The organism is Exiguobacterium sp. 9-2, from assembly GCF_036287235.1.
GTDB lineage: Bacteria > Bacillota > Bacilli > Exiguobacteriales > Exiguobacteriaceae > Exiguobacterium_A.
The window spans coordinates 2,593,514-2,613,428 of the sequence record NZ_CP142850.1 but is presented as its reverse complement, the minus strand read 5'-3'; the positions used below and the strand labels follow the sequence as shown (position 1 = coordinate 2,613,428).

General features: G+C 48.5%; 16 protein-coding genes and 1 riboswitch. Of the genes, 9 read left to right on the top strand and 7 right to left on the bottom strand.

Translation table 11 applies throughout. The features are described 5' to 3' along the window. Positions 1-145: 145 nt before the first annotated feature. Entirely contained in the window at positions 146-751 is a 606-nt protein-coding gene (locus tag VJ374_RS13650; protein WP_329469179.1) for an AmiS/UreI family transporter, read from the bottom strand. Positions 752-896: 145 nt separating this feature from the next. After that, positions 897-2,150 (bottom strand): SH3 domain-containing protein, encoded by a 1,254-nt coding sequence (locus VJ374_RS13645; protein ID WP_329469177.1) that lies wholly within the window; start codon positions 2,148-2,150, stop codon positions 897-899. Positions 2,151-2,322: 172 nt separating this feature from the next. Here VJ374_RS13645 and VJ374_RS13640 point away from each other — a divergent pair, with 172 nt between their 5' ends. Then, positions 2,323-3,234 carry a Gfo/Idh/MocA family protein gene (locus tag VJ374_RS13640; RefSeq protein ID WP_035410358.1) on the top strand — a complete coding sequence of 304 codons (912 nt, stop codon included), beginning with the start codon at positions 2,323-2,325 and terminating at the stop codon, positions 3,232-3,234. A gap of 67 nt (positions 3,235-3,301) precedes the next feature. Here the strand turns inward: VJ374_RS13640 and VJ374_RS13635 are convergent, their stop codons facing one another. Both VJ374_RS13635 and VJ374_RS13630 read right to left on the bottom strand, forming a co-directional pair. Then, positions 3,302-3,922 (bottom strand): hypothetical protein, encoded by a 621-nt coding sequence (locus VJ374_RS13635; protein WP_329469175.1) that lies wholly within the window; start codon positions 3,920-3,922, stop codon positions 3,302-3,304. Further along, the gene (locus tag VJ374_RS13630) at positions 3,919-4,608 is read right to left on the bottom strand and encodes a hypothetical protein (protein WP_035410353.1); all 690 of its coding nucleotides are present in this window, start codon (positions 4,606-4,608) and stop codon (positions 3,919-3,921) included. Before VJ374_RS13630 ends, VJ374_RS13635 begins: the two co-directional genes overlap by 4 nt. 133 nt (positions 4,609-4,741) lie before the next feature. On the opposite strand from VJ374_RS13630, the gene VJ374_RS13625 reads away from it, so the two are divergent. Then, positions 4,742-5,815, top strand: a complete 1,074-nt coding sequence (locus tag VJ374_RS13625; RefSeq protein ID WP_329469174.1) for a glycerate kinase — start codon at positions 4,742-4,744, stop codon at positions 5,813-5,815. Between the two features lie 63 nt (positions 5,816-5,878). Then, complete coding sequence (locus VJ374_RS13620; RefSeq protein WP_329469172.1) at positions 5,879-6,448, top strand: hypothetical protein; 570 nt, start codon at positions 5,879-5,881, stop codon at positions 6,446-6,448. Positions 6,449-6,494: 46 nt separating this feature from the next. On the opposite strand, the gene VJ374_RS13615 is transcribed toward VJ374_RS13620, so the two are convergent. Beyond that, complete coding sequence (locus VJ374_RS13615) at positions 6,495-6,974, bottom strand: glutathione peroxidase (protein WP_035410348.1); 480 nt, start codon at positions 6,972-6,974, stop codon at positions 6,495-6,497. Positions 6,975-7,144: 170 nt separating this feature from the next. On the opposite strand from VJ374_RS13615, the gene VJ374_RS13610 reads away from it, so the two are divergent. From VJ374_RS13610 to VJ374_RS13590, 6 genes are all read left to right on the top strand, one after another. Further along, positions 7,145-7,339 carry a hypothetical protein gene (locus VJ374_RS13610; protein WP_023469379.1) on the top strand — a complete coding sequence of 65 codons (195 nt, stop codon included), beginning with the start codon at positions 7,145-7,147 and terminating at the stop codon, positions 7,337-7,339. Between the two features lie 241 nt (positions 7,340-7,580). Continuing rightward, positions 7,581-7,734: riboswitch (cyclic di-AMP (ydaO/yuaA leader) on the top strand. A 221-nt stretch (positions 7,735-7,955) separates the two neighbouring features. After that, complete coding sequence (locus VJ374_RS16005; protein WP_081780413.1) at positions 7,956-8,036, top strand: potassium-transporting ATPase subunit F; 81 nt, start codon at positions 7,956-7,958, stop codon at positions 8,034-8,036. A gap of 23 nt (positions 8,037-8,059) precedes the next feature. After that, positions 8,060-9,700 (top strand): potassium-transporting ATPase subunit KdpA, encoded by a 1,641-nt coding sequence (kdpA, locus tag VJ374_RS13605; RefSeq protein WP_329469171.1) that lies wholly within the window; start codon positions 8,060-8,062, stop codon positions 9,698-9,700. A 20-nt stretch (positions 9,701-9,720) separates the two neighbouring features. Continuing rightward, positions 9,721-11,787, top strand: a complete 2,067-nt coding sequence (gene kdpB, locus VJ374_RS13600; protein WP_442899610.1) for a potassium-transporting ATPase subunit KdpB — start codon at positions 9,721-9,723, stop codon at positions 11,785-11,787. Between the two features lie 14 nt (positions 11,788-11,801). After that, positions 11,802-12,323: a K(+)-transporting ATPase subunit C gene (gene kdpC, locus VJ374_RS13595; protein WP_290784486.1), complete on the top strand. Its 522-nt coding sequence runs from the start codon at positions 11,802-11,804 to the stop codon at positions 12,321-12,323. Continuing rightward, complete coding sequence (locus tag VJ374_RS13590) at positions 12,320-13,408, top strand: universal stress protein (RefSeq protein WP_056063215.1); 1,089 nt, start codon at positions 12,320-12,322, stop codon at positions 13,406-13,408. The genes kdpC and VJ374_RS13590 overlap by 4 nt, the downstream gene beginning before the upstream one ends. 331 nt (positions 13,409-13,739) lie before the next feature. On the opposite strand, the gene VJ374_RS13585 is transcribed toward VJ374_RS13590, so the two are convergent. Together VJ374_RS13585 and VJ374_RS13580 are read right to left on the bottom strand one after the other, a co-directional pair. Next, complete coding sequence (locus tag VJ374_RS13585; protein ID WP_329469167.1) at positions 13,740-17,327, bottom strand: SH3 domain-containing protein; 3,588 nt, start codon at positions 17,325-17,327, stop codon at positions 13,740-13,742. Between the two features lie 201 nt (positions 17,328-17,528). After that, positions 17,529-19,559 carry a thioredoxin domain-containing protein gene (locus VJ374_RS13580; RefSeq protein ID WP_329469165.1) on the bottom strand — a complete coding sequence of 677 codons (2,031 nt, stop codon included), beginning with the start codon at positions 19,557-19,559 and terminating at the stop codon, positions 17,529-17,531. Between the last annotated feature and the right edge of the window lie 356 nt (positions 19,560-19,915).

The window sequence follows — 19,915 nt, the reverse complement described above, 5'->3', positions numbered from 1 at the left end:
TCATCCCTGACGAAAGTACCAATGGCACTTTCTTTTCCTGTAGGAGTCGCGGATGAACGATAGCGTTCTCCATCAATCAAAAAAGATGTCCATCTCCGATTCATAACTGGAAATAGACATCTTTTTTGATGAATCGATTAGCATGTCACGACGAGCGGATCGTCCGAAGCATCGAGAATTTCATCATCGTATAGAGGAAATAGACGACAGTCAAAATGGCAGCACCGCTCCATAACCATTGATATGCCGTACTAAAGTAGCCGAATCGAAGACCGATCAGTGCCGGGACGATCAACGTCAACCAGCTTAATACGAGGGCGACGCGGGCAGTGATCGCGTCAATCGGGCGATTCATTCCCATCCCAAGGAAAAACAGGCTCCAGAGCAATACCCAGAACAACCATGTCACCCCGCCGATGATGTCTGCTGTCGTGAAGCTGACAAATGCATAAAACAAAGCGGCGATCGCAACGAACAAGGAAAACCAACCGACACCGCTTCCGTCGAGGTTAAATAAGAACGTGATCCCGACATAAACATACGTAAAGGAAAACAGATAAATACTCGCGTACCCGAACGTCAACGCTGGATCACCTGCAGCATCGATGACGAGATACGTTGCGATGAACGTTTGCAGTAGACCCGTGATGAGACTGAACACACCAGCGCTACGGAGATCGACTTTTCCGAACAAGGTCAAACTATTTAAAAAGAGCGCAACGCCCCCAAATAACAAACTGACATTTCCCACGTAAAAACTCTCCTTCATTAAGACGTCAGACGTCTGATTCTAATTTCAACTCTAAGATGAATTCGTTTTCAGCGCAAGTATAATTTGAAGGAAAAAGAAAACAGTCTGGCTCCCGAAACGGAAAACCAGACTGTTGATGAGTCGATTATTGATTTAAGACGGAGCGAAGTGTCGTCTCGGTTTGGGACAACGTTCCTTTCAGTGTGACGAGACCATATCGTGTCGATCCTTTTTTGATGAAGAAGACGCGTGTGTAGCCAGATTCCGGTGTGTAACCAGTCTTGCTCGCATAAACACGTGTATCTCCTGGAAGCGACGTATTCGTATGATACCACGTCAATGTCCGTGCATACGGTCCTTTAACGGTCGTCTGGTATGATTTTCGTCCACTGATCGTCATGAGTGTGCTGTACTTCGCATATGTATTCGCGAGTTTTTGCATATCAGCAGCTGTCGTGTAATGACTTGGATGATAGAAACCGTGTGGGTTCATGAAATGGCTCGCACTCATCCCGATCGAACGGGCGCGGTTATTCATGTACGAGACGAACTTCGATTCAGAACCTGCTGTCCGGACGGCGATCGCTTTTGCTGCATCGTTGCCAGAGCGGATCAGCATCCCGTTCAAGAGTTGGCGCATCGTCACTTTGTCGCCAACACGGAAACCCGCTACGCTACTGCCAGCAGGGACAGATAACATCGCAGACGTCAGGGTGAACGTTTGATCGAGTGTGCCTTTACGCACTGCTTCGTCATAAGCGACGATCCCCGTCAATAGTTTCGTTGTACTCGCTGGGTAACGGCGAACGAAACTTTCTTTCGTCAATTGATAACTTGACGATCCAAGCTTAAAATACCGCATCGACGCAACAGGATAACTACCACTCGATGGTTTTGGACTGCTCGTCGTCACTTTTCTAGCGACTTGGTTCGACACATAGTAGTAATTGGTCGTACCTTTGACCTTATACCAACCATTCGAATACGAAACCGCATTGAACTTCGAGTTGTAAGGTGCGAGTCGCTTGATATTCTTTGACGATGCCGTGCTTGGGGATGTTCGGACGTTCGCTCCAGCTTTCGAGTAGACGACGATTTTGTACGTCTTCACTGAGCTACTCGATACTTTTTGAGCGACCTGGTTCGATAGATAACGATATGTACCTCCGTCCTTGATCTTGTACCAGCCATTCGTATACGAGACGGCTGTAAATTTTGCCTTGTACGCAGCACGTCTTACAATCGTTGCGGACGAGGCGGTACTCGGCTTCGAGCGGATGTTCGCTCCAATCGTCGAAGTGACGACGACTTGGTAACTGGCTGCCTGAGCCGGAATGGCGGGAAGGCACAAAGCGAACAATAATAAGAGCGTAAGACTAGTACGGAGCAAGCGCTTCATAAAAACTCATTCCCTCCTTGTTCAAATATGGTTTTATCATAAAACAAAAAAAGGAAATTCACTTCTTTTCAAAAAAAGGAATTTGATGCCTGTAAAGGGCTGTTTCTCATCTTTTCGTGTCAATTAACGTATCATAGGGAATGTAAGCAACAGTCGAAAAGGAGGAGTTCATATGAAATTAGCCGTCATTGGTTTAGGGGACATCGCTCAAAAAGCCTATTTACCGGTCTATGCTGAACGATCTGATATCGAGGTATATTTGATTTCACGAGATGAAGAGAAAGCAAAACGATTGCAAGCAGACTATCGCTTTGCGGGGACATACGCGACGTTTACTGATGCTGTACAGGAAGGGATCGACGCGGTCATGATCCACTCAGCGACCGTCGTCCATGCCGAGCAAGCGCGACAAGCGCTAGAAGCAGGAATCGCCGTCTACGTTGATAAACCAGTCTCGATGGAAATTGAAGAAATTCGTGAACTGACTCGTCTATCGGAAGAGAAGCAGTTACCGTTCATCACGGGATTCAATCGTCGCTTTGCGTCAGCACACCAGCGCTTACTTGAAGTGAACGATCCGAATCTCGTCCTCATGCAAAAGAATCGGACGTCGTTCATCGAAGACGCCAAGCCATTTCTGTTCGATGATTTCATCCATGTCGCGGACACGCTTCGCTTTTTGACGGGACGTGGTGAGATTGAAGACTTACACGTCAAGAGTAAGCAAGACGAAAGCGGGCTACATCACGTGACGATTCAATTCGTCTCAAACGGCATCACGGCAATCGGTGTCATGAACCGCGATAACGGTATGACGGAAGAACGCGTCGAAGTGATGGGACCGGAGGAAAAACGGGTCGCAACCGACGTGACGACACTCGATCAATTGACGAAGCAAGGGACGCTCCGGTATCCGCTCGATAACTGGGAAGCGACGTTAAAGCGACGCGGGTTCGTCGATATGTTAGACGCGTTCCTTCGGACGATCAAAGGGGAACATTCCGAATCGGTCGTAGCGTCTGATAGCCTCGCGACACATGAATTATGCCAACAGGTGTATGAACACGTTCAAGCTGCGCGCTGAGTAGGAATCGTCAAAAATGCCGCTTCACTCGAGGATATTCTCTCAGAGTGGAGCGGCATTTTAGCGTTTACTTCTTTGATAGTTGTTTGAGTTGATAGATTCGCTTACCGCTCGGTCCTTCGAACGTCACACGAAGTGTCGAGCGGGCGAAGCGGTAACTGACTTGTCCTTCGGATAAGTTGATACGAGCAGAGAAATCCGGTTCAAAACGAATGATCTCTTCGTCGTTTCGCAGTGCGTCCGGGAGACCGAACTGCTCAAAGCGAATCATCGCGATGAATGTGTCCTGCTCGTCAAAAGACACATGAATACGTCCGGTTCCGTCGAACGGCTCGTCTTCGAGTATACTTCGTTCGACTTCATACGTACCTTCGAACTGTTTGACTTGCTTCAACATCTTTTTTGCACTGAGGGCAATGGCTTCTGCCCTTTTTCGAACAGGATGATCTGTTGTGAGTTGAAGACGTTCGATTGCTTCCGCTGTTTTTAAGACATCACGCAGTTGATAACCAGCAAGCTGTCGTTCAAGCTGAACCATCAGCTGAGCAGCCGGTTCATCGATATCTTGTTCCGATCGTTCGACGGCACGGGTGTAGGTTTGCTGCTCGAGCTGTTCTTGAATCCTAGATGTTTCTGGCGAACACGCCATCAGAAGACAAAGAGGCAGACAAAGGAGCACTCGTTTCATGAAGTCACCTCCGTTCGATTGACATCAATGATTTGAAGATGATCCGTATGCACTTTCAGACGATAATGGACGCGATACGTCACAGGCTCTGAACCGTTTGCTGTCGCAATTTGGTACGTTTCTTGTGTACGTAAATGATACGTAACTCCCTTTGACGTGAATTTTTGGAATGTCACGGCGAGAACACTTGGAGCGACAGGGGCATCAACGGCATTCGTTATACGATGGAGATGCTTGAACTCTGATTCAAAGACGTTCAAAGTCGTGAACTGGATCGCAGAAAACGTCTCGATGGAATCGTATTTCTTCGAGAATGTCGCAAGCTCCGGAATCGTCCGAGTATATTGACGGACAAAGCGAAGGACATCATAGGACGTTGGAGGACGGTCTTTCGAGTACGTTTGATTGTACGCTGTTTGTTCATCGGACCATTCCGAAAGCGCGAGTGCTTCGACACTAGGTGTCGGACCCGCTTCAGGGGAAACGGGATCTTGTAGCGAATACCACAGGAAACCGGCTCCTCCGACGAGAAAGAGCAAAAGGCAGGTACTGATGAGCCAAGTCCGTGAAGTGGACGAAGTGGGTGGTTCGGCGAGTTGTTCTTTCTTGATAACAGGATGTTGGCAATGCGAACAAGTCGTATCGTGTTGACGAAGTGGTGTTCCACATAACGAACAGCGTTCCATGGGATAAGACCTCCTGTGTATGTAAAATGAAATGTCAGATAAGGGAATGGTAATTTGAAATTAGTATCATCGTAACATTAATTGGAAACGCAATCAAAACTTGATATGAGATTTTTGAAGGGAGAGCTTACAGATGGAACGTCACTTGATTTTAATGGATGCGTTCAAAGGTAGTATTTCTTCGAAGGAGGCAGCAGAAGCCGTCACGTCTGGAATACTGGCACATGATCCAACCGCGATCATCGATTCCTCACCTATCGCGGACGGTGGGGAAGGAACGCTTGAAGTCTATCTCGCGCTTGGATATGAGGAAAAGACGACCATGACGATTGATCTAGCAGGTCGTCCGTGTGAAGTACAGTATGCCGTAAAAGATTCAGACGCCGTCATCGAAGTCGCGCGTATTTGTGGACTGCCGATGCGACAAAGCGGAGATAATCCTGTTCGAGTGAATACGCGTGGCGTCGGGCGTTTGATGGAACAGTTACGCAATCAAGGAATAACACGTATTCGACTGGCGTTAGGGGGGACAGGTACGACGGATGGGGGACTTGGTTTACTCGCGGAAGTCGGTTGTCGTCTTCAAGATGCCTCGGGTAAGCCGATTTTGTTTTGTACAAATCCGTTACTTGAGACGCAAGCCATTCATTGTTCAACGTATCCGGTTCAGCTGGAAGCCCTCGTAGATGTGACAGCTCCCTATCGTGGTCTAGATGGTCCGGCTTATCTGTTTGGTCCACAAAAAGGACTGCTTCCGGATGACATCATAAAACTCGATCAACAACTCGAACAGATTGGAAAGTTACTTGGATTAGAGGGCGTCAAAGGAGCAGGGGCAGCCGGCGGACTCGGTGGAGCCGTGTATGCGCTTGGTGGACGGATCGTTCCGGGCGCATCGATGATCTTGCAACACCTTCGTGTAGCAGAGCGGATGCAACAAGCGGATTATGTCTGGACAGGGGAAGGACGGGTCGACCGTCAAAGCCAAATCGGTAAATTGCCAGGTGAGGTCACGCGGATGGCGAGAACAGCTGGCGTTCCTTGTCTGATCCTTGCAGGAATCGTCGAAGAAAACATCCCGCAGGCACTTGATTGTCGATCGATTCATGTCGATCAGAAGATCACCCTCGACCCGGAACAGACGAAAACGCGTATACAGGAGCAAACACGTAAGTGGCTCGAGGAACTTTCGCTGAAACAGGGATGAAGTCGGAAAAGTTTGGGTAAATAACTGTATATTGCCATACTTTTAGAGAAAGTAGGTCATCCTATGATCAATCAATCGATCCAATTATCGTTTCGCCAAGTCCGAGCGCTTGTCGAACATACTTTGCTGTTATTCAAAGAGCTCGATCAACAATTAGTGAACCGTGGATACGAACCAGTCCTACCGGATGTCGTCCAAACGGAACATGGTTTGAGCATCCATCAGACGAAAGAGAGTGCTGAGTCACTCGTTCCACATTTCCTAACGCGGACGTATGTCCGACAACAGGAAAAAACGAACCAACATGGATTACTGATCTCTGTTCAATATACGCATCCTCTCCATGAACGATTCGATCCCGTCGTCCTCGTCGGCGATGTGACGTTCAAGCAGGCGAAGCATGCCCACAAAATCTTGAGTGAGAAACCGTGGCTCCTGAAGTATGCTGCCTTTGAATCGACGATTGCGCAAGAGTTCGTTGCCGATGGTACACGATACACGACGCAACTGATTGAAGAAATCGAAGAGCTGATCGTCTGGGGGCATCCGTTCACGGAAATGCGCGATATCGATGATGTCAAACGATTGGCGGAAGAGATGATCAGTCGTCATCTTGAGCCGGGGACAACATAAAAATAAGCTTCCGTTCCTTCAAGGGAGAAGGAGGGAAGCTTACCTTTTAGACTTGAACGAGCAATCGTTCGATCGCTGCCGTCAAATCCGTTGGATTCGTTTTTGGAGAGAACCGCGTCACTTCTCCATCACGAGTCACGAGGAATTTCGTGAAATTCCACTCGATGTCTGTTGTACCGTCCGTCGTCGGTGCTTGTGCTTTCAGTTCTTCGAATAACGGATGTGCTTGCTCACCGTTGACATCGATTTTTGAGAAAACGGGGAACGTCACGCCGTAGTTGACTTGGCAGAACGACTGAATCTCCTCGTCCGTTCCGGGGTCTTGGTTCGCGAACTGATTACATGGGAAACCAAGTACGGTCAATCCTTGCGAACGATAGTCTTGATGCAATTGTTCCAGTCCTTCGAACTGTGGCGTCAAGCCGCATTTACTGGCTGTATTAACGATCAGCCATGCTTGAGCTGGGTAGTCACTTAAGGATGCCGACGTTCCGTCGACGCGTTGAAATGAATGATCTTGTAACATATCAATTCCCCCTTTTTAAGTACTTCTCTAGTGTAACAAATCCGTTTTCCTGTCGTCTGCTATCATTACTTGCGTGATGACAGAAACATCACAATCAAGTATCAACGACGCATTTGATGTCAATCTTTGTTACGATGAAAAGGAATATGGAAGGAAAGGAGAGATGCCACATGAGAAAAATGTTGAAACAATCGCGGTTCGTCATGATCGCGACGCTTTGTCTCGTCCTCGTCGGAAGTTGTATTACCTTACTGACGCTTGGATTCGAACGCGATATTGTGATTCTTGTTTCTGGAGTGGTTGCCCTATGGGTGACGATGCTAGCTCCTTTGACGGTCCATGCCAAAATGAATCAGCAATCATAATTCTGATTTGCTTATGAAACCGCAGAGCGATTCGATCTAAAAAGGAGCTCCTCCACTTTAGATGAAAGAATCGATTTCTGTGGTTTTTTTTCTTCTATAGCATAGAGTCAAAAAACACTATTTTTCGAAAGTAAGTCATTAAAAAATCAGACTATTTTTTTTTCATTTTTTCTATTTACAACCTTAAAAAATCGGAGTAATATCCATCTCATCAACGAACACTAACATGTTAATGCTTCGATCTCAAAGTACGCCGAATTCATGATTGAAGCGGGGGACCCAATCGTCACGACATGTGACACGGGGTGAATCCTTTCCGAACGGGAAAGGTAGGGCGAAATCCTAGGTATGCCCGAATCCGACAGCTAACCTCGCAGGCGTTTTTAGGAGGGAACGACTCTTTTTCAGTATGCCAAGTTATAAAGGCGATGCTGGGGCCGTTTTTCGCCTCACATCGTCTTTTTGTCGTGCTTAATTGTAAAAATATTGAATAATATGGGGGTAATTTCATAATGGGAGAACTATGGAGTATCGTACTGCTCGTCTTCTTCTTCGGTACGACGTTCGGAATGATTCGACTGATCGAACGTGTCCAGTGGAGAGCGGGTGACCGGAAATGACGTGGTTTTTACTAGCAATGGGATGTCTCGTCTTTTTGTATCTCGGTTATTGTCTGATCTATCCAGAAAAATTCTAATCGCATAGGGAGAAAAGAAAAACATGTGGACTCAATTCCTGATCCAATTTTGGATCCTACTCGTCATTGCACTTTGTGCAGCGGTCTTGCTCGGTCGCTACATCGGGATGTACTTTGCGCCGATCGCAGAGCGTCGGGTCGATACAATCGGTAAGGTCGAACGACGCCTTCTATCGTTACTCGGTGTCGATGAAAAGAAACAAGATCAATCGTGGGTCGGCTATTCAAAAAGTCTATTAGTCGTCAATCTACTGTTTTTCATCGGTGGGTATTTGTTGCTTCGCTTTCAAGGAAGTCTACCGCTCAATCCGAACGGCGCCGCTAATCTTGACTGGTCGACAGCGCTCCATACGACGATCAGCTTCATGACGAACACCGATCAACAACACTATTCGGGTGAAGCTTTATCGTATCTCTCACAAACGTTCGTCCTTGGAACGATGTTATTCGTTGCACCGACGATGGCATTCACGGTCTGTATCGCTGTCATCCGTGGTCTTGCGAATAAACCGCTCGGTAACTTCTACGCCGACTTCGTTCGCTTCATCTTCCGCATCCTGCTTCCGATTTCATTGTTCTTCGGGATGTTGATGATTTTACTCGGCGTACCACAGACGTTTAGTGGCGCAATCAGCGTCACGACGCTTGAAGGGGCGAAGCAGTTGATTTACCGTGGACCGGTCGCAGCGTTTGAGGTCATCAAACAGCTTGGTAACAACGGCGGTGGTTTCTTCGGAGCAAACGGTGCCCATCCGTTTGAGAACCCGAACCAGTTCGTTAACTTCATCCAGATGTTCTTAATGTTATTGATTCCGATGTCACTTCCTGTCGCGTATGGAAAAATCATCGGTTCTGCGAAACAAGGACGTCTTTTCCTTGGCGTCATGACGATTTTGTTCGTCATGATGACATTCGGCATGGCAGGTAGCTTATTTGCGAACCCGACCGCGCACGGTCAGGAATTACGCTTCGGTCAAGTCGGTACAGCGCTCTACAGCTCGATTACGACAGCAGCCGAGACGGGTGCCGTCAACGCGATGCATGACTCGCTTCATCCGCTTGCTGGTTTGATTCAGCTCGGCAACATGATGCTGAACGTCGTGTACGGCGGTGCCGGCGCTGGATTCTTGAATGTCTTGCTTTATGCTTTTGTCGCAGTCTTCCTGACAGGTCTCTTGATCGGTCGGACACCAACGTTCCTTGGTAAGAAAATCGAGACGTTCGAAGTGAAGATGATCGCTATCGCACTTCTTGTGCCACCATTCTTGATTCTCGTCGGAACGGCAATCTCCATGTACGTTGCACCAGGCGTCGCTGGCATCTCGAATCCAGGCTATCACGGGCTATCACAAGTCTTGTACGAATTCACGTCGGCGACAGCCAATAATGGTTCTGGATTTGAAGGGCTCGGGGACGCGAATGTCTACTGGAACGTCTCGACATCGTTTGCGTTATTTTTCGGACGTTACATCCCATTGATTTTAATGCTTGCGATCGTTGGTTCGCTGAAGGCGAAGCCATCCGTGCCGCAAGATGAGTTTTCATTCAAAACAGACACACCACTCTTCGGAACAGTCTTCCTCGGTACGGTCGTACTCGTCGGTGCATTGACATTCTTGCCAGTGCTCGTACTTGGACCGGTCGCGGACTGGCTGACGATGTGAACAGGAGATAAAAGCATATGATGGAACGTATCATGCATCCGACGTCCGACGAACACCAACCGAATGGGCAGCCGGAACACCAATCCAAATCAGCAATCAACGGCTCGATTGTCCGCCAGGCGACAATGGACGCCTTTAAAAAAATGAATCCCGTCAACATGATCAAACAACCAATCATGTTCGTCGTCTGGATCGGTTGTTTGCTCGCAATCGGCTATACGATCTTCATTGATGAGATGCGTGGTTTTAACTTGACGGTCAGCATCATACTCTTCTTGACGGTCTTGTTCGCGAACTTCGCAGAATCGATCGCCGAAGGACGCGGGAAAGCACAAGCAGACTCGCTAAAAGCGTCGAAAGCGGACGTCATGGCTCGTAAACGTGTCGGACAATTGATTGAGAGTGTCTCGTCCGCGACACTCCGGAAAGGCGACATCGTCTTCGTCCGGGCCGGTGAATATATACCAGGTGACGGTGAAATCATCAAAGGTCTTGCTTCAATTGATGAATCGGCGATCACAGGGGAATCGGCACCAGTCATCAAGGAAGCGGGGGGTGATTTCTCGTCGGTCATCGGTGGAACACTCGTCGTTAGTGATGAGATTGAAGTCCGAATCACGAGTAATCCAGGGGAATCGTTCCTCGATCAGATGATTGCGCTTGTCGAAGGCGCAAGCCGTCAAAAGACACCGAACGAGCTCGCTTTATCAACACTGTTGACGAGCTTGACATTGATTTTCTTACTCGTCGTCATGACGTTACCAGTCTTTACGAACTATCTTGGATTCAATCTTTCTGGTCCAATCTTGATCGCTTTGCTCGTCTGTTTGATTCCGACGACGATCGGTGGTTTGCTGTCCGCGATCGGCATCGCCGGGATGGACCGTGTCACCCGTTTTAACGTCATCGCGATGAGCGGGAAGGCGGTCGAAGCAGCAGGGGATATCCAAACGATCATCTTAGATAAAACGGGAACGATCACGTTCGGGAACCGGATGGCGTCGGAAATCACGCCTGTCGGTGGACGCTCTTCCGAGCAAGCATTCGAAGGGGCAATCATCGCTTCGTTAGCCGATGAGACACCAGAAGGACGATCCGTCTTAGAACTCGCAGAACTACGAGACATGCCAGTCGAGCGCCAGTGGTTAGATGGCGCAGAAATCATTCCGTTTCGCGCGGAAACACGGATGTCAGGTCTTGATTTGACGGATGGTCGCCGTGTACGGAAAGGGGCGGGTCAAGCAATTCAAGAATGGGTGACAGAACAAGGCGGAACGATTCCGAATGATTTGCAAGAAACGATCGATTCCGTCTCACGCTTAGGTGGAACCCCACTTGTCGTTGCGATAGAGGCGACGATTCTTGGAGTCATCTACTTGAAAGACACCGTCAAACCAGGAATGCGGGAACGGTTTGATCGGTTGCGTGAGATGGGGATCAAAACGATCATGTGTACCGGCGACAACCCGTTGACGGCAGCAACGATCGCTCGCGAAGCAGGCGTTGATGACTTCGTCGCCGAATGTAAACCGGAAGATAAAATTCGTGTCATTCAGCAAGAACAAGCAGCTGGTCACCTCGTCGCCATGACAGGGGACGGTACGAATGATGCACCAGCACTCGCTCAAGCGGACGTAGGTCTAGCGATGAACAGTGGGACACAAGCTGCGAAAGAAGCAGCGAACATGATTGATCTTGATTCGAACCCAACGAAGATCATCGAAGTCGTCGAAATCGGAAAGCAGCTCTTGATGACACGGGGAGCGTTGACGACGTTCTCGATTGCAAACGATGTCGCGAAATATTTTGCGATCATCCCGGCGATGTTCATGGTCGCGATTCCGCAGATGGAAGTACTCAACATCATGCGACTCGATTCCCCGACGACAGCAATTTTGTCGGCTCTAATCTTTAACGCGATCATCATCCCGATGCTGATCCCGCTCGCGATGAAAGGTGTCTCGTATAAACCGATGACAGCCGATCAATTGCTCGGGCGTAACTTACTCATCTACGGTCTTGGTGGTGTCATCGTACCGTTCATTGGGATTAAAATCATCGATGTCTTGCTTGCAAGCATCCTTTAAGGAGAAAACGAATCATGAAACAAGCCATTCGTGTGACGATCTTCATCACAGCATTATGCGGGATCGTCTTTCCCGCCTTGTTGACGCTGTTTGGTCAGATTCTCGTACCGGATAAAGCAGCCGGTTCACTCGTACAGGAAAACGGAAAATTCATTGGATCGGAATTGATTGCCCAACCGTTCACGTCGAAACAGTATTTTCACGGACGTCCATCAGCGGTCGATCAATTAGCGGGATCATCTGCTGGGGATAACTTGGCAGCATCGAACCCGGAGCTTGGTACGAAGATAGCGGCATTGCAGAAACAGAATCGAGAGGACGGCGCTTCGCTTCCGGACGATGCCCTCGTGACATCCGGTTCTGGTTTCGATCCGCATATCTCAGTCGCTTATGCTTTGGATCAAGCGAAGCGTATCGCAACCGCACGCGACCTATCGCGTGACGAGGTACGCAAGCTAATCACGAAAGAAGCCGGGACGCATGATTACGTCAATGTCCTCCTTTTGAACCTAGCACTTGATCGGAGCAAATCATGACACGGGGAAAGCTGAAGCTTTATATCGGCTCAGCTCCCGGTGTCGGAAAAACGTATAAGATGCTTGCCGATGCACGAACCTTGACGCTTGAAGGCAAGGATGTCGTCATCGGTCTGATCGAGACACACGGTCGAAAAGAGACGGCGGAGATGGTCGGACAGCTCGAACAAGTCCCGTTACTTGAAGTCGTCTATAAAGAGAAAGTGTTTCCTGAGGTGAACGTGGACGCGATCATTGCCCGTCACCCGGATATTGTCCTGATCGATGAACTGGCGCATACGAATGCTCCCGGATCAGAACGGAAAAAACGCTATCAAGATGTCGCGGCACTCCTTGACGCCGGGATCAACGTTTACTCGGCCGTCAACATCCAGCACTTCGAAAGCTTACTCTTTAAAGTCAAAGAAGTGACGGGTGTCGAGGTCCGGGAGCGAATCCCGGATCCATTTCTCGGAGAGGCCGATGAGATCTTACTCGTCGACGTGACGCCGCAAACGTTACGGGAGAGACTCGAGCAAGGGAAAATCTACAAGAAAGAAAAGATTGAACAGAGTCTGAATTCGTTTTTCTCGCTTCAGAATCTCGCGAGCTTACGGGAGTTATCGTTACGACAAGTCGCGGACGAAGTCGACGATCAAGTCTATCAATCACGTTTGTTGATTGAAAAAGACCCAGCGACGTTACAAGAACGGATTCTCGTCTGCATCCAGCTTAATGATAACGCGCGAAAGTTGATCTATCGCGGATTTCGCATGGCAAGTCGATTAAAGGCGGAACTGTATGTTCTGACGATTTTACCGGCAGCGGAAAATCAATTGAATGCGAAACAGAAGGAAGTGCTTGCGATGGTGCGGGAGAGTGGTGCCTTGTTCGGAGCAGAAGTGCTGATCCGGATTCAAGGCGAACGTTCGATTGCTCAAGCGATTACCGCCGCTGCCAAACATCATCGCATCACGCAAATCGTCCTCGGTCAATCCGCGCGGACCCGCTGGCAGGAAATCCGACGCGGATCGATCATCAATGAAATCATGCGTCATGTCCGCGGAATCGATATCCAAATCGTCGCCGATGACATGGAACGCTAGGGGAGCCCTTCCGCGTAAATGCAGGGGTTTTCTTCGCACCATCATCAGTCTATCGTTTCATAAGACGAACGAGTCAGTTGGTCATCCTCCCTTTCCGCAGGCGGGAGGTAAGCTGCGACATCCTCGCATTTCATGCGGTCTACCGGGTCTTACCTATCCCTGTCGAAAGCGTCGAGCGCGCTTTCTTTTCCTGCAGGAGTTGAGGATGATCCTGCTCGTTCGCTACTAATGAAAAAGGAAAGACCGTTCCGGTGGGATCACCAGAACGGTCTTTCCTTTTTTTGATGTTGGAACACATTCATTGATTTAAAGACGTTGGTTCATCGTCTCCTTAACGAGCGAAGACTGGAATATCAAAGACAGCTGTGTAGCTATCCATCTGTTGATAGAGTGAATAGATTCGAGACGTTTGCTTAACGGCCCATCCCATGTCTGTTGCGTATTGATGGCTACCAGGACGCATCGGACTCCAACGCATCTTGTAGAGCGTGTTTTGTCCGTATTCATTATGGATGTACTTCGTGCTGATGAATTCAGCACCACCGACGATTGCCGCTTCTGGTGTAAACCAGCCCATTTTATAGGCATAAGCAGCTCCGGTGTTGATCGCATCATAATCATACGCACCGATTCCGTACATGTTATAGACTTTACGTCCATTCCATGTCACACCCATTGCGAGTGTCGATTGTCCATTGCCTGTCTCAAGTAAAGCGTGTGAGATCAAGTAAGCTTCGTTGACGCTGTATTTTTGACCAGCATCGATGAACGCTTGTCCACAACTACCGTTGCTACACTTGTTGAAGATCCCGAGTCCTTTTGTTACGTTCGCTAACATCTTATCAAGTGTCGCAGCCGATGCTCCTGTCGTTTTCGAGAGATCGAGGAACTGATAGAAGGCAGAAGAGTTGCGGTCGACTTTCAGTGGATCGGCAACATCACGGACGTCCGTTTCCAGTGCATTCAACCATTGGATCGTTGAGTAACCACTTGTCGCACTCGTGTAGACACGTGGCTTTGTCGTATAGAAGCCACTGACTGATTGATAGACGCGAATCATTCGACCAGGTTGGAACTGACCGTAGACGTGACTCGCCGTCGAAGCACCAGAGCGGATGTTAAGTGGTGTCGTCGCTGTGACAGTCGCAATTGTTCCATTGACTGGATCAAGTGCGCCGCCGAGACGGACGTAACCCGTACTGACATACATCAATTTATCTTTATAGATATCCGTTTGTGGTGGTGGGTTCAGTTTCATCTGGGCGCTGATGAAGGTATCGAACGTATACGGTGTCGCGACAGAGTTATAGACGTTTAATTTCGAAGAAGTCGTCACGAACGCCCCCTTATACGCGTACCCACTTTTTCCATCATAAGAAATCTTATACCAATCACCGATTTGACCGGAGACAGTAACGACGAGGTTTTTCGGAATCGTCTTGATGACATTATAGGAGCTACCAACGTAAGACCGTAAGGCAGCGTCTGATGTTGCCCGTACATACATTTTGTCCTTTGATTCATATTTGATCGATGACGTATTTTGTCCGGTACGGATATAACCCGTTTTCCCGTCGATCGTTACTTTATGCCACGACGTGTTCGTGTACGACGTGATCAAAGCAGAAGTGTAATAGACATTTCCGAACGCGAGTGTCGTGACATTCGATGCTTGATCGTCCGGTGCTTGTTTGACGACGAGCGATTCATTCGCCAAGAAGCGTGCACCTGTGATCTTTTTCGTTTCGGTATACGGTGTCAGTGTTGATTTTAAGACATAGCCATTTTTCCCAGCGTAGCTGATCTTTAACCACTGATCGAGACTGCCTGTTACTTGAACGACGGCTGCTTTTGGCAGCTTCGTCACTGTCGCATAGGCTGAACCGGCATCCGACTGGAGTGTCGTATCCGTCGTTGCTTGATAGCGATGGTTATTAACACTCTCATAGGTGACCGGTGAACCTTGATTGATTTGAACGTAGCCGGTCTTCCCATCGACTGTCAGTTGATGCCATTGCTCGGAACGACCATTCGTGACGACTTGATTCGTCGTGTAGACGTCTCCAGAAGAAAGGCGAACGACGGTTTCTGCTGTCGCATGGTGCGATGCTTTCACTTCGACGGTACGTTCAAGGCGATAATAAGAAGAAGGAATCGATTGCGTCATGACTTTTTCCTTAGCGTAACGTGAAGCGATATAACCCGTCTTCCCGCTGTACGTCACACGATACCAGTCGTCGATCATTCCAGTGACAGTAATGCTTGTACCAGAAGGAATCGTTTTAACGGTCGCGTAAGTGTTTCCGGCATACGAGCGAAGTGGAGTCGAAGCCGTCGTCTGCATGACGATCCGGTCCGATTGGTACTGCACACTCTTGCCTTGGTTGACAGGAATGTAGCCCGTCTTTCCATCCTTACTGACACGATGCCATTGCTGTCCTTTTGACGTGACGAGCTGTGTCGTGTAATAGATGTCACCGCTCTGCAGTGTTGCAAGTGTCGATGCTTGTGCGTCGGGTGAAGATTTGATGGAAACCGTGTTTTCCAGTTCGAAGCGGGCGCCTGAAATCGTTTGTTTCGTCGCAAGTGTCGTAAACGTGTTTGATGCGGCATATCCCGTTTTACCGTTATAACTGACACGGTACCAATTCCCGATCCGTCCAGAAATTTTGATGACGGTATTGCTCGGAATCGTTTGTACTGTTGCATACGATGGACCAGCATACGAACGAATCGCCGTCGATGCCGTCGTTTTTAAAGAGAGGTTTGATTCAGTTTCGTATGCAATCGCTGTCCCTTGATTGGCTAGTACGAATCCGATTTTACCTTCCTTCGATACTTGATGCCATGTTTCGCCGAGCGGATTCGTCACACGTGTTTTCGTATAATAGACGTTTCCGGCACTCAGTGTCGCAAGTGCTTCTCCATTCGCAGCAGGTGTCGTTCTGATGACGAGTGGTGATGTCAACAAGAAGCGTGAAGACGGAAGCTTTGTTTTTTCTGTGTATTCTGCCAACGTAGCGGATAAGACATACCCTGTCTTTCCGGCATATGTGACTTGGTGATAGATTGCCGTCTTAGCATTCGAGGTGACGACCGTACCTTTTGGTAGACTCGCTAGACTTTGTTTTGCCTCGGCTTGACTGTAAAGTGGTGTCACACTTTTTGTCTGATACCGTGTTTGTGGAATTAATGTCACATTTTGCTTTTCAGAAGAGGCGAACGCATCTTGATGCATGTAGCCTGTCTTCCCGTCGTACTGGATACTGACCCATTTTTCGATCCGACCGACGACTTTGACGTCTTTTCCAGATGGAATGGTCTGAACTTTGGGATAACCTGTTCCAGCGTACTGACGCAAGATGTAAGCATCGATCGTTTTTAAGGTCGTGTTCGTCACCTTTTTATACGCGACCGCTTTTGCGCCAGCTGCGACATAGCCTGTCTTGCCGTCATATTTGACGCGGTACCATGTCTCGCCATATGGATTCGTCACACGTTGTGACGTGTAGTACACATCCTCTTCGTTCAACGTGCCGATCGTCGTTGCAGTATCCACTGCTGTCTTTTTGATCGGTGTCTTTTTGAGGACGAGGTAGCGCTGTCCTGAAACGGTTTGTTTCTTTTCATACAGCGTGAGGTATTTCGACGCGACATATCCCGTTTTTCCAGCATATGTGACCCTTCTGAACGAGCCAGAAGCATACGTGGATGAAACGACAGTTCCGGTCTTGATCGTCAACAAGCGTTTCCGAGAAGATGCCGTCTTATCGTACAGATAACTATCGGTAGACAGACGGTAGGTCGTCGCTTTCGTCGTTGCTGCTTCAGCCATCGGAAGAGATGTCAAAACGATGCTAAAAACGATGAGAAAGCTTGCGAACACCTTCAAGGTCTTCGAGAATGATGTCGTGTTCAAAGTATCTTTCCTCCTAGTAGATATTCGTCCGGATGGACGGAATCGGCTTCTAGGATGTCTAAGTCTAAGTTGTAAAATCTATTGCCTATCCTTACTATCGACAATATCGGATTTTTATGAACAAAAGATTGAATAATTTTGAAAAAAGGGGTCTGGTTTTTTGAAAAACCCTCCTGTTTTTTTAAACAAGAGGGGATATGGTTAGATATTGAGACGTGCGAGGATTTCCGTTAAACGCGTCGTCGGACGTTCGCAGGAAAAATCATGACAGAGATAAGCCGTTGGTGCGTCTGGTTCTGGATACTCCGCAAGCAGTGGGACGTGCGGAAGAAGGTCGCGCTTTGTACCGATCAACAAAGCAACTTCCGGTAAGCGTAACTGTTGCAGTTGCTCGATTTCGAGCGGGATAGCTACTTCTTCCGGAAGCAAGATAATCAATTCCTTCGGTTCCATCTGCCGGTAGGTGAAGGTACTGACAAGTGAGGCGAATCCAGTCGGTTGTTGCTCGACTTCCTCTATTAAGGTTGCGAGAGCCCGTTCAGCACTCTTTTGATAAACGAGACGACCAGTAAGACGACTGAGCGTGAAAAGGGCGTTCAAGGCAATGCTATTTCCGGCAGGTGTGACGCCATCATACAGATCGAGTGGACGAACAAGTAGTTTGTCGGAGCGTGACGACGTCAGATAAAAATAACCATCTGCTGTCTGGAACTGGTCCTGCAGCACATCTGCAAATGCTAAAGCTTCCTTTAGATGGAGAGCATGGTGTGTAGACTGGAATAGTTCAAGATGTGCATCAATCATGTACGCATAGTCATCGAGGAAACCGTGACCGGTCGCTTGTCCATCGCGGTAATGGACTGCAAGATGCTGTTCAGTACGAACGAATCGTTCGAGGGACGTCATGGCACGCGTTGCGACATGCGTATAATGCGGTTCGCCAAGGACACGGCCGGCTTTAGCGAACGTCGAAATCATCATCGCATTCCACGATGTCAACCGTTTATCATCACGGAATGGACGCATGCGTTCATTTCGCGCACGAAGAAGAATTTGGCGCTCGTGTTCGAGTTGCGACGCTGTTTCAGCAAGCGATAAGTGAATAGAACGTGCGAATGCCTCGAGTGTTCGTCCTGTCCGGTAAAAGACGTTCCGTCCCTCAAAGTTTCCCGATGCTGAAGCATGATAGAAGCGGGGGAACAGCGCGTTTGGTCCGAGCAAGTCGGTCAGCTCACGCTCCGTGAACGTATAAAAATGTCCTTCGCCCCCTTCGCTATCTGCATCCAGTGCAGCATAAAAGGTGCCGTCCGGTGCGGTCAATTCCTGTTCTACAAACGTCAGCACTTCTTCTGCGTAGCGACGGAAGCGAGTTTGACCCGATGCTTGATACGTTTCGATGCATACTGTCGCAAACCAGGCATTGTCATAGAGCATCTTCTCGAAATGAGGAATTTCCCACTTGGCATCGACCGTGTAGCGGAATAGACCGTAGCCGACTTGGTCCGTCATCCCGCCGTCACGCATCGCGATCAGCGATCGCATGACCATATGAAGTGCCGTCTCGTCTTCCGCGAACTGATAATAATCGAGCAAGAAACGGAGCAGGGCAGGCGACGGGAACTTCGGCGCCTCTCCGAATCCGCCATGTTGACGATCAAATTGTCGCATCGCTTGATCGAAAGTGTCATGAATGATCGATTCATCCCAAGTACGGGTAGACGTCGCAGGCTGCAATACGTCGCGAAGCGTCTGCGACATATTCTGACCGACTTGTGCGATTTTCTCTGGTGAACGGCGGAATTGTTCGCTGAGCTGGAGTGTCACTTGACGAAAACTCGGACGATTGAACTGAGGCGTTTTTGGAAAATACGTGCCGATATAAAATGGCTGTTGATCCGCTGTCATGAAGACGCTCAGCGGCCAGCCGCCTTGTCCGTTCATGACTTGAGCAGCCGTCATGTACAAATGATCGATGTCGGGACGTTCTTCTCGGTCGACTTTGATCGAGATATAGCGTTCATTTAAGAGTCGTGCCGTTTCTTCATCTTCGAAACTTTCGTGTGCCAGCACATGGCACCAGTGGCACGTCGAATACCCGATTGATAAAAAGATTGGCTTACCAGTCTCACGCGCGGCAGTGAAGGCATCCTCACCCCAGGGGTACCAATCGACAGGGTGGTGGGCATGTTGCAATAGATAGGGACTCGTTTCATGGATAAGTCGATTCGACATGATGGATTTCCCTCGTTTCTTCTATAGTAATGAGTCCTCTTCACGATACTCGGCTTTTGTAGCAGGTGCAACTCTGATTCCAAGACGAGGGAAAACGATTTTCTAAAAGAAAGATTGACTTTATAAAAGAAAGTATGATAAATTAATATAAGTCATGAATCGGGGATGATCACTCATGTGAGAATCTTCAATCCATATCATACAATTAAATCGACAGGTCAGGATTTTTAGACCGCTACTGACAAATGAGTCAGACATAAGTCATCGCTTTTATTTTGTCCTTCTTCATACTACGGGAAGAAGTCGACCCAGCAAGATAAACCTTCCAATCGATACTTTTCCGCTCATTCCCGAGC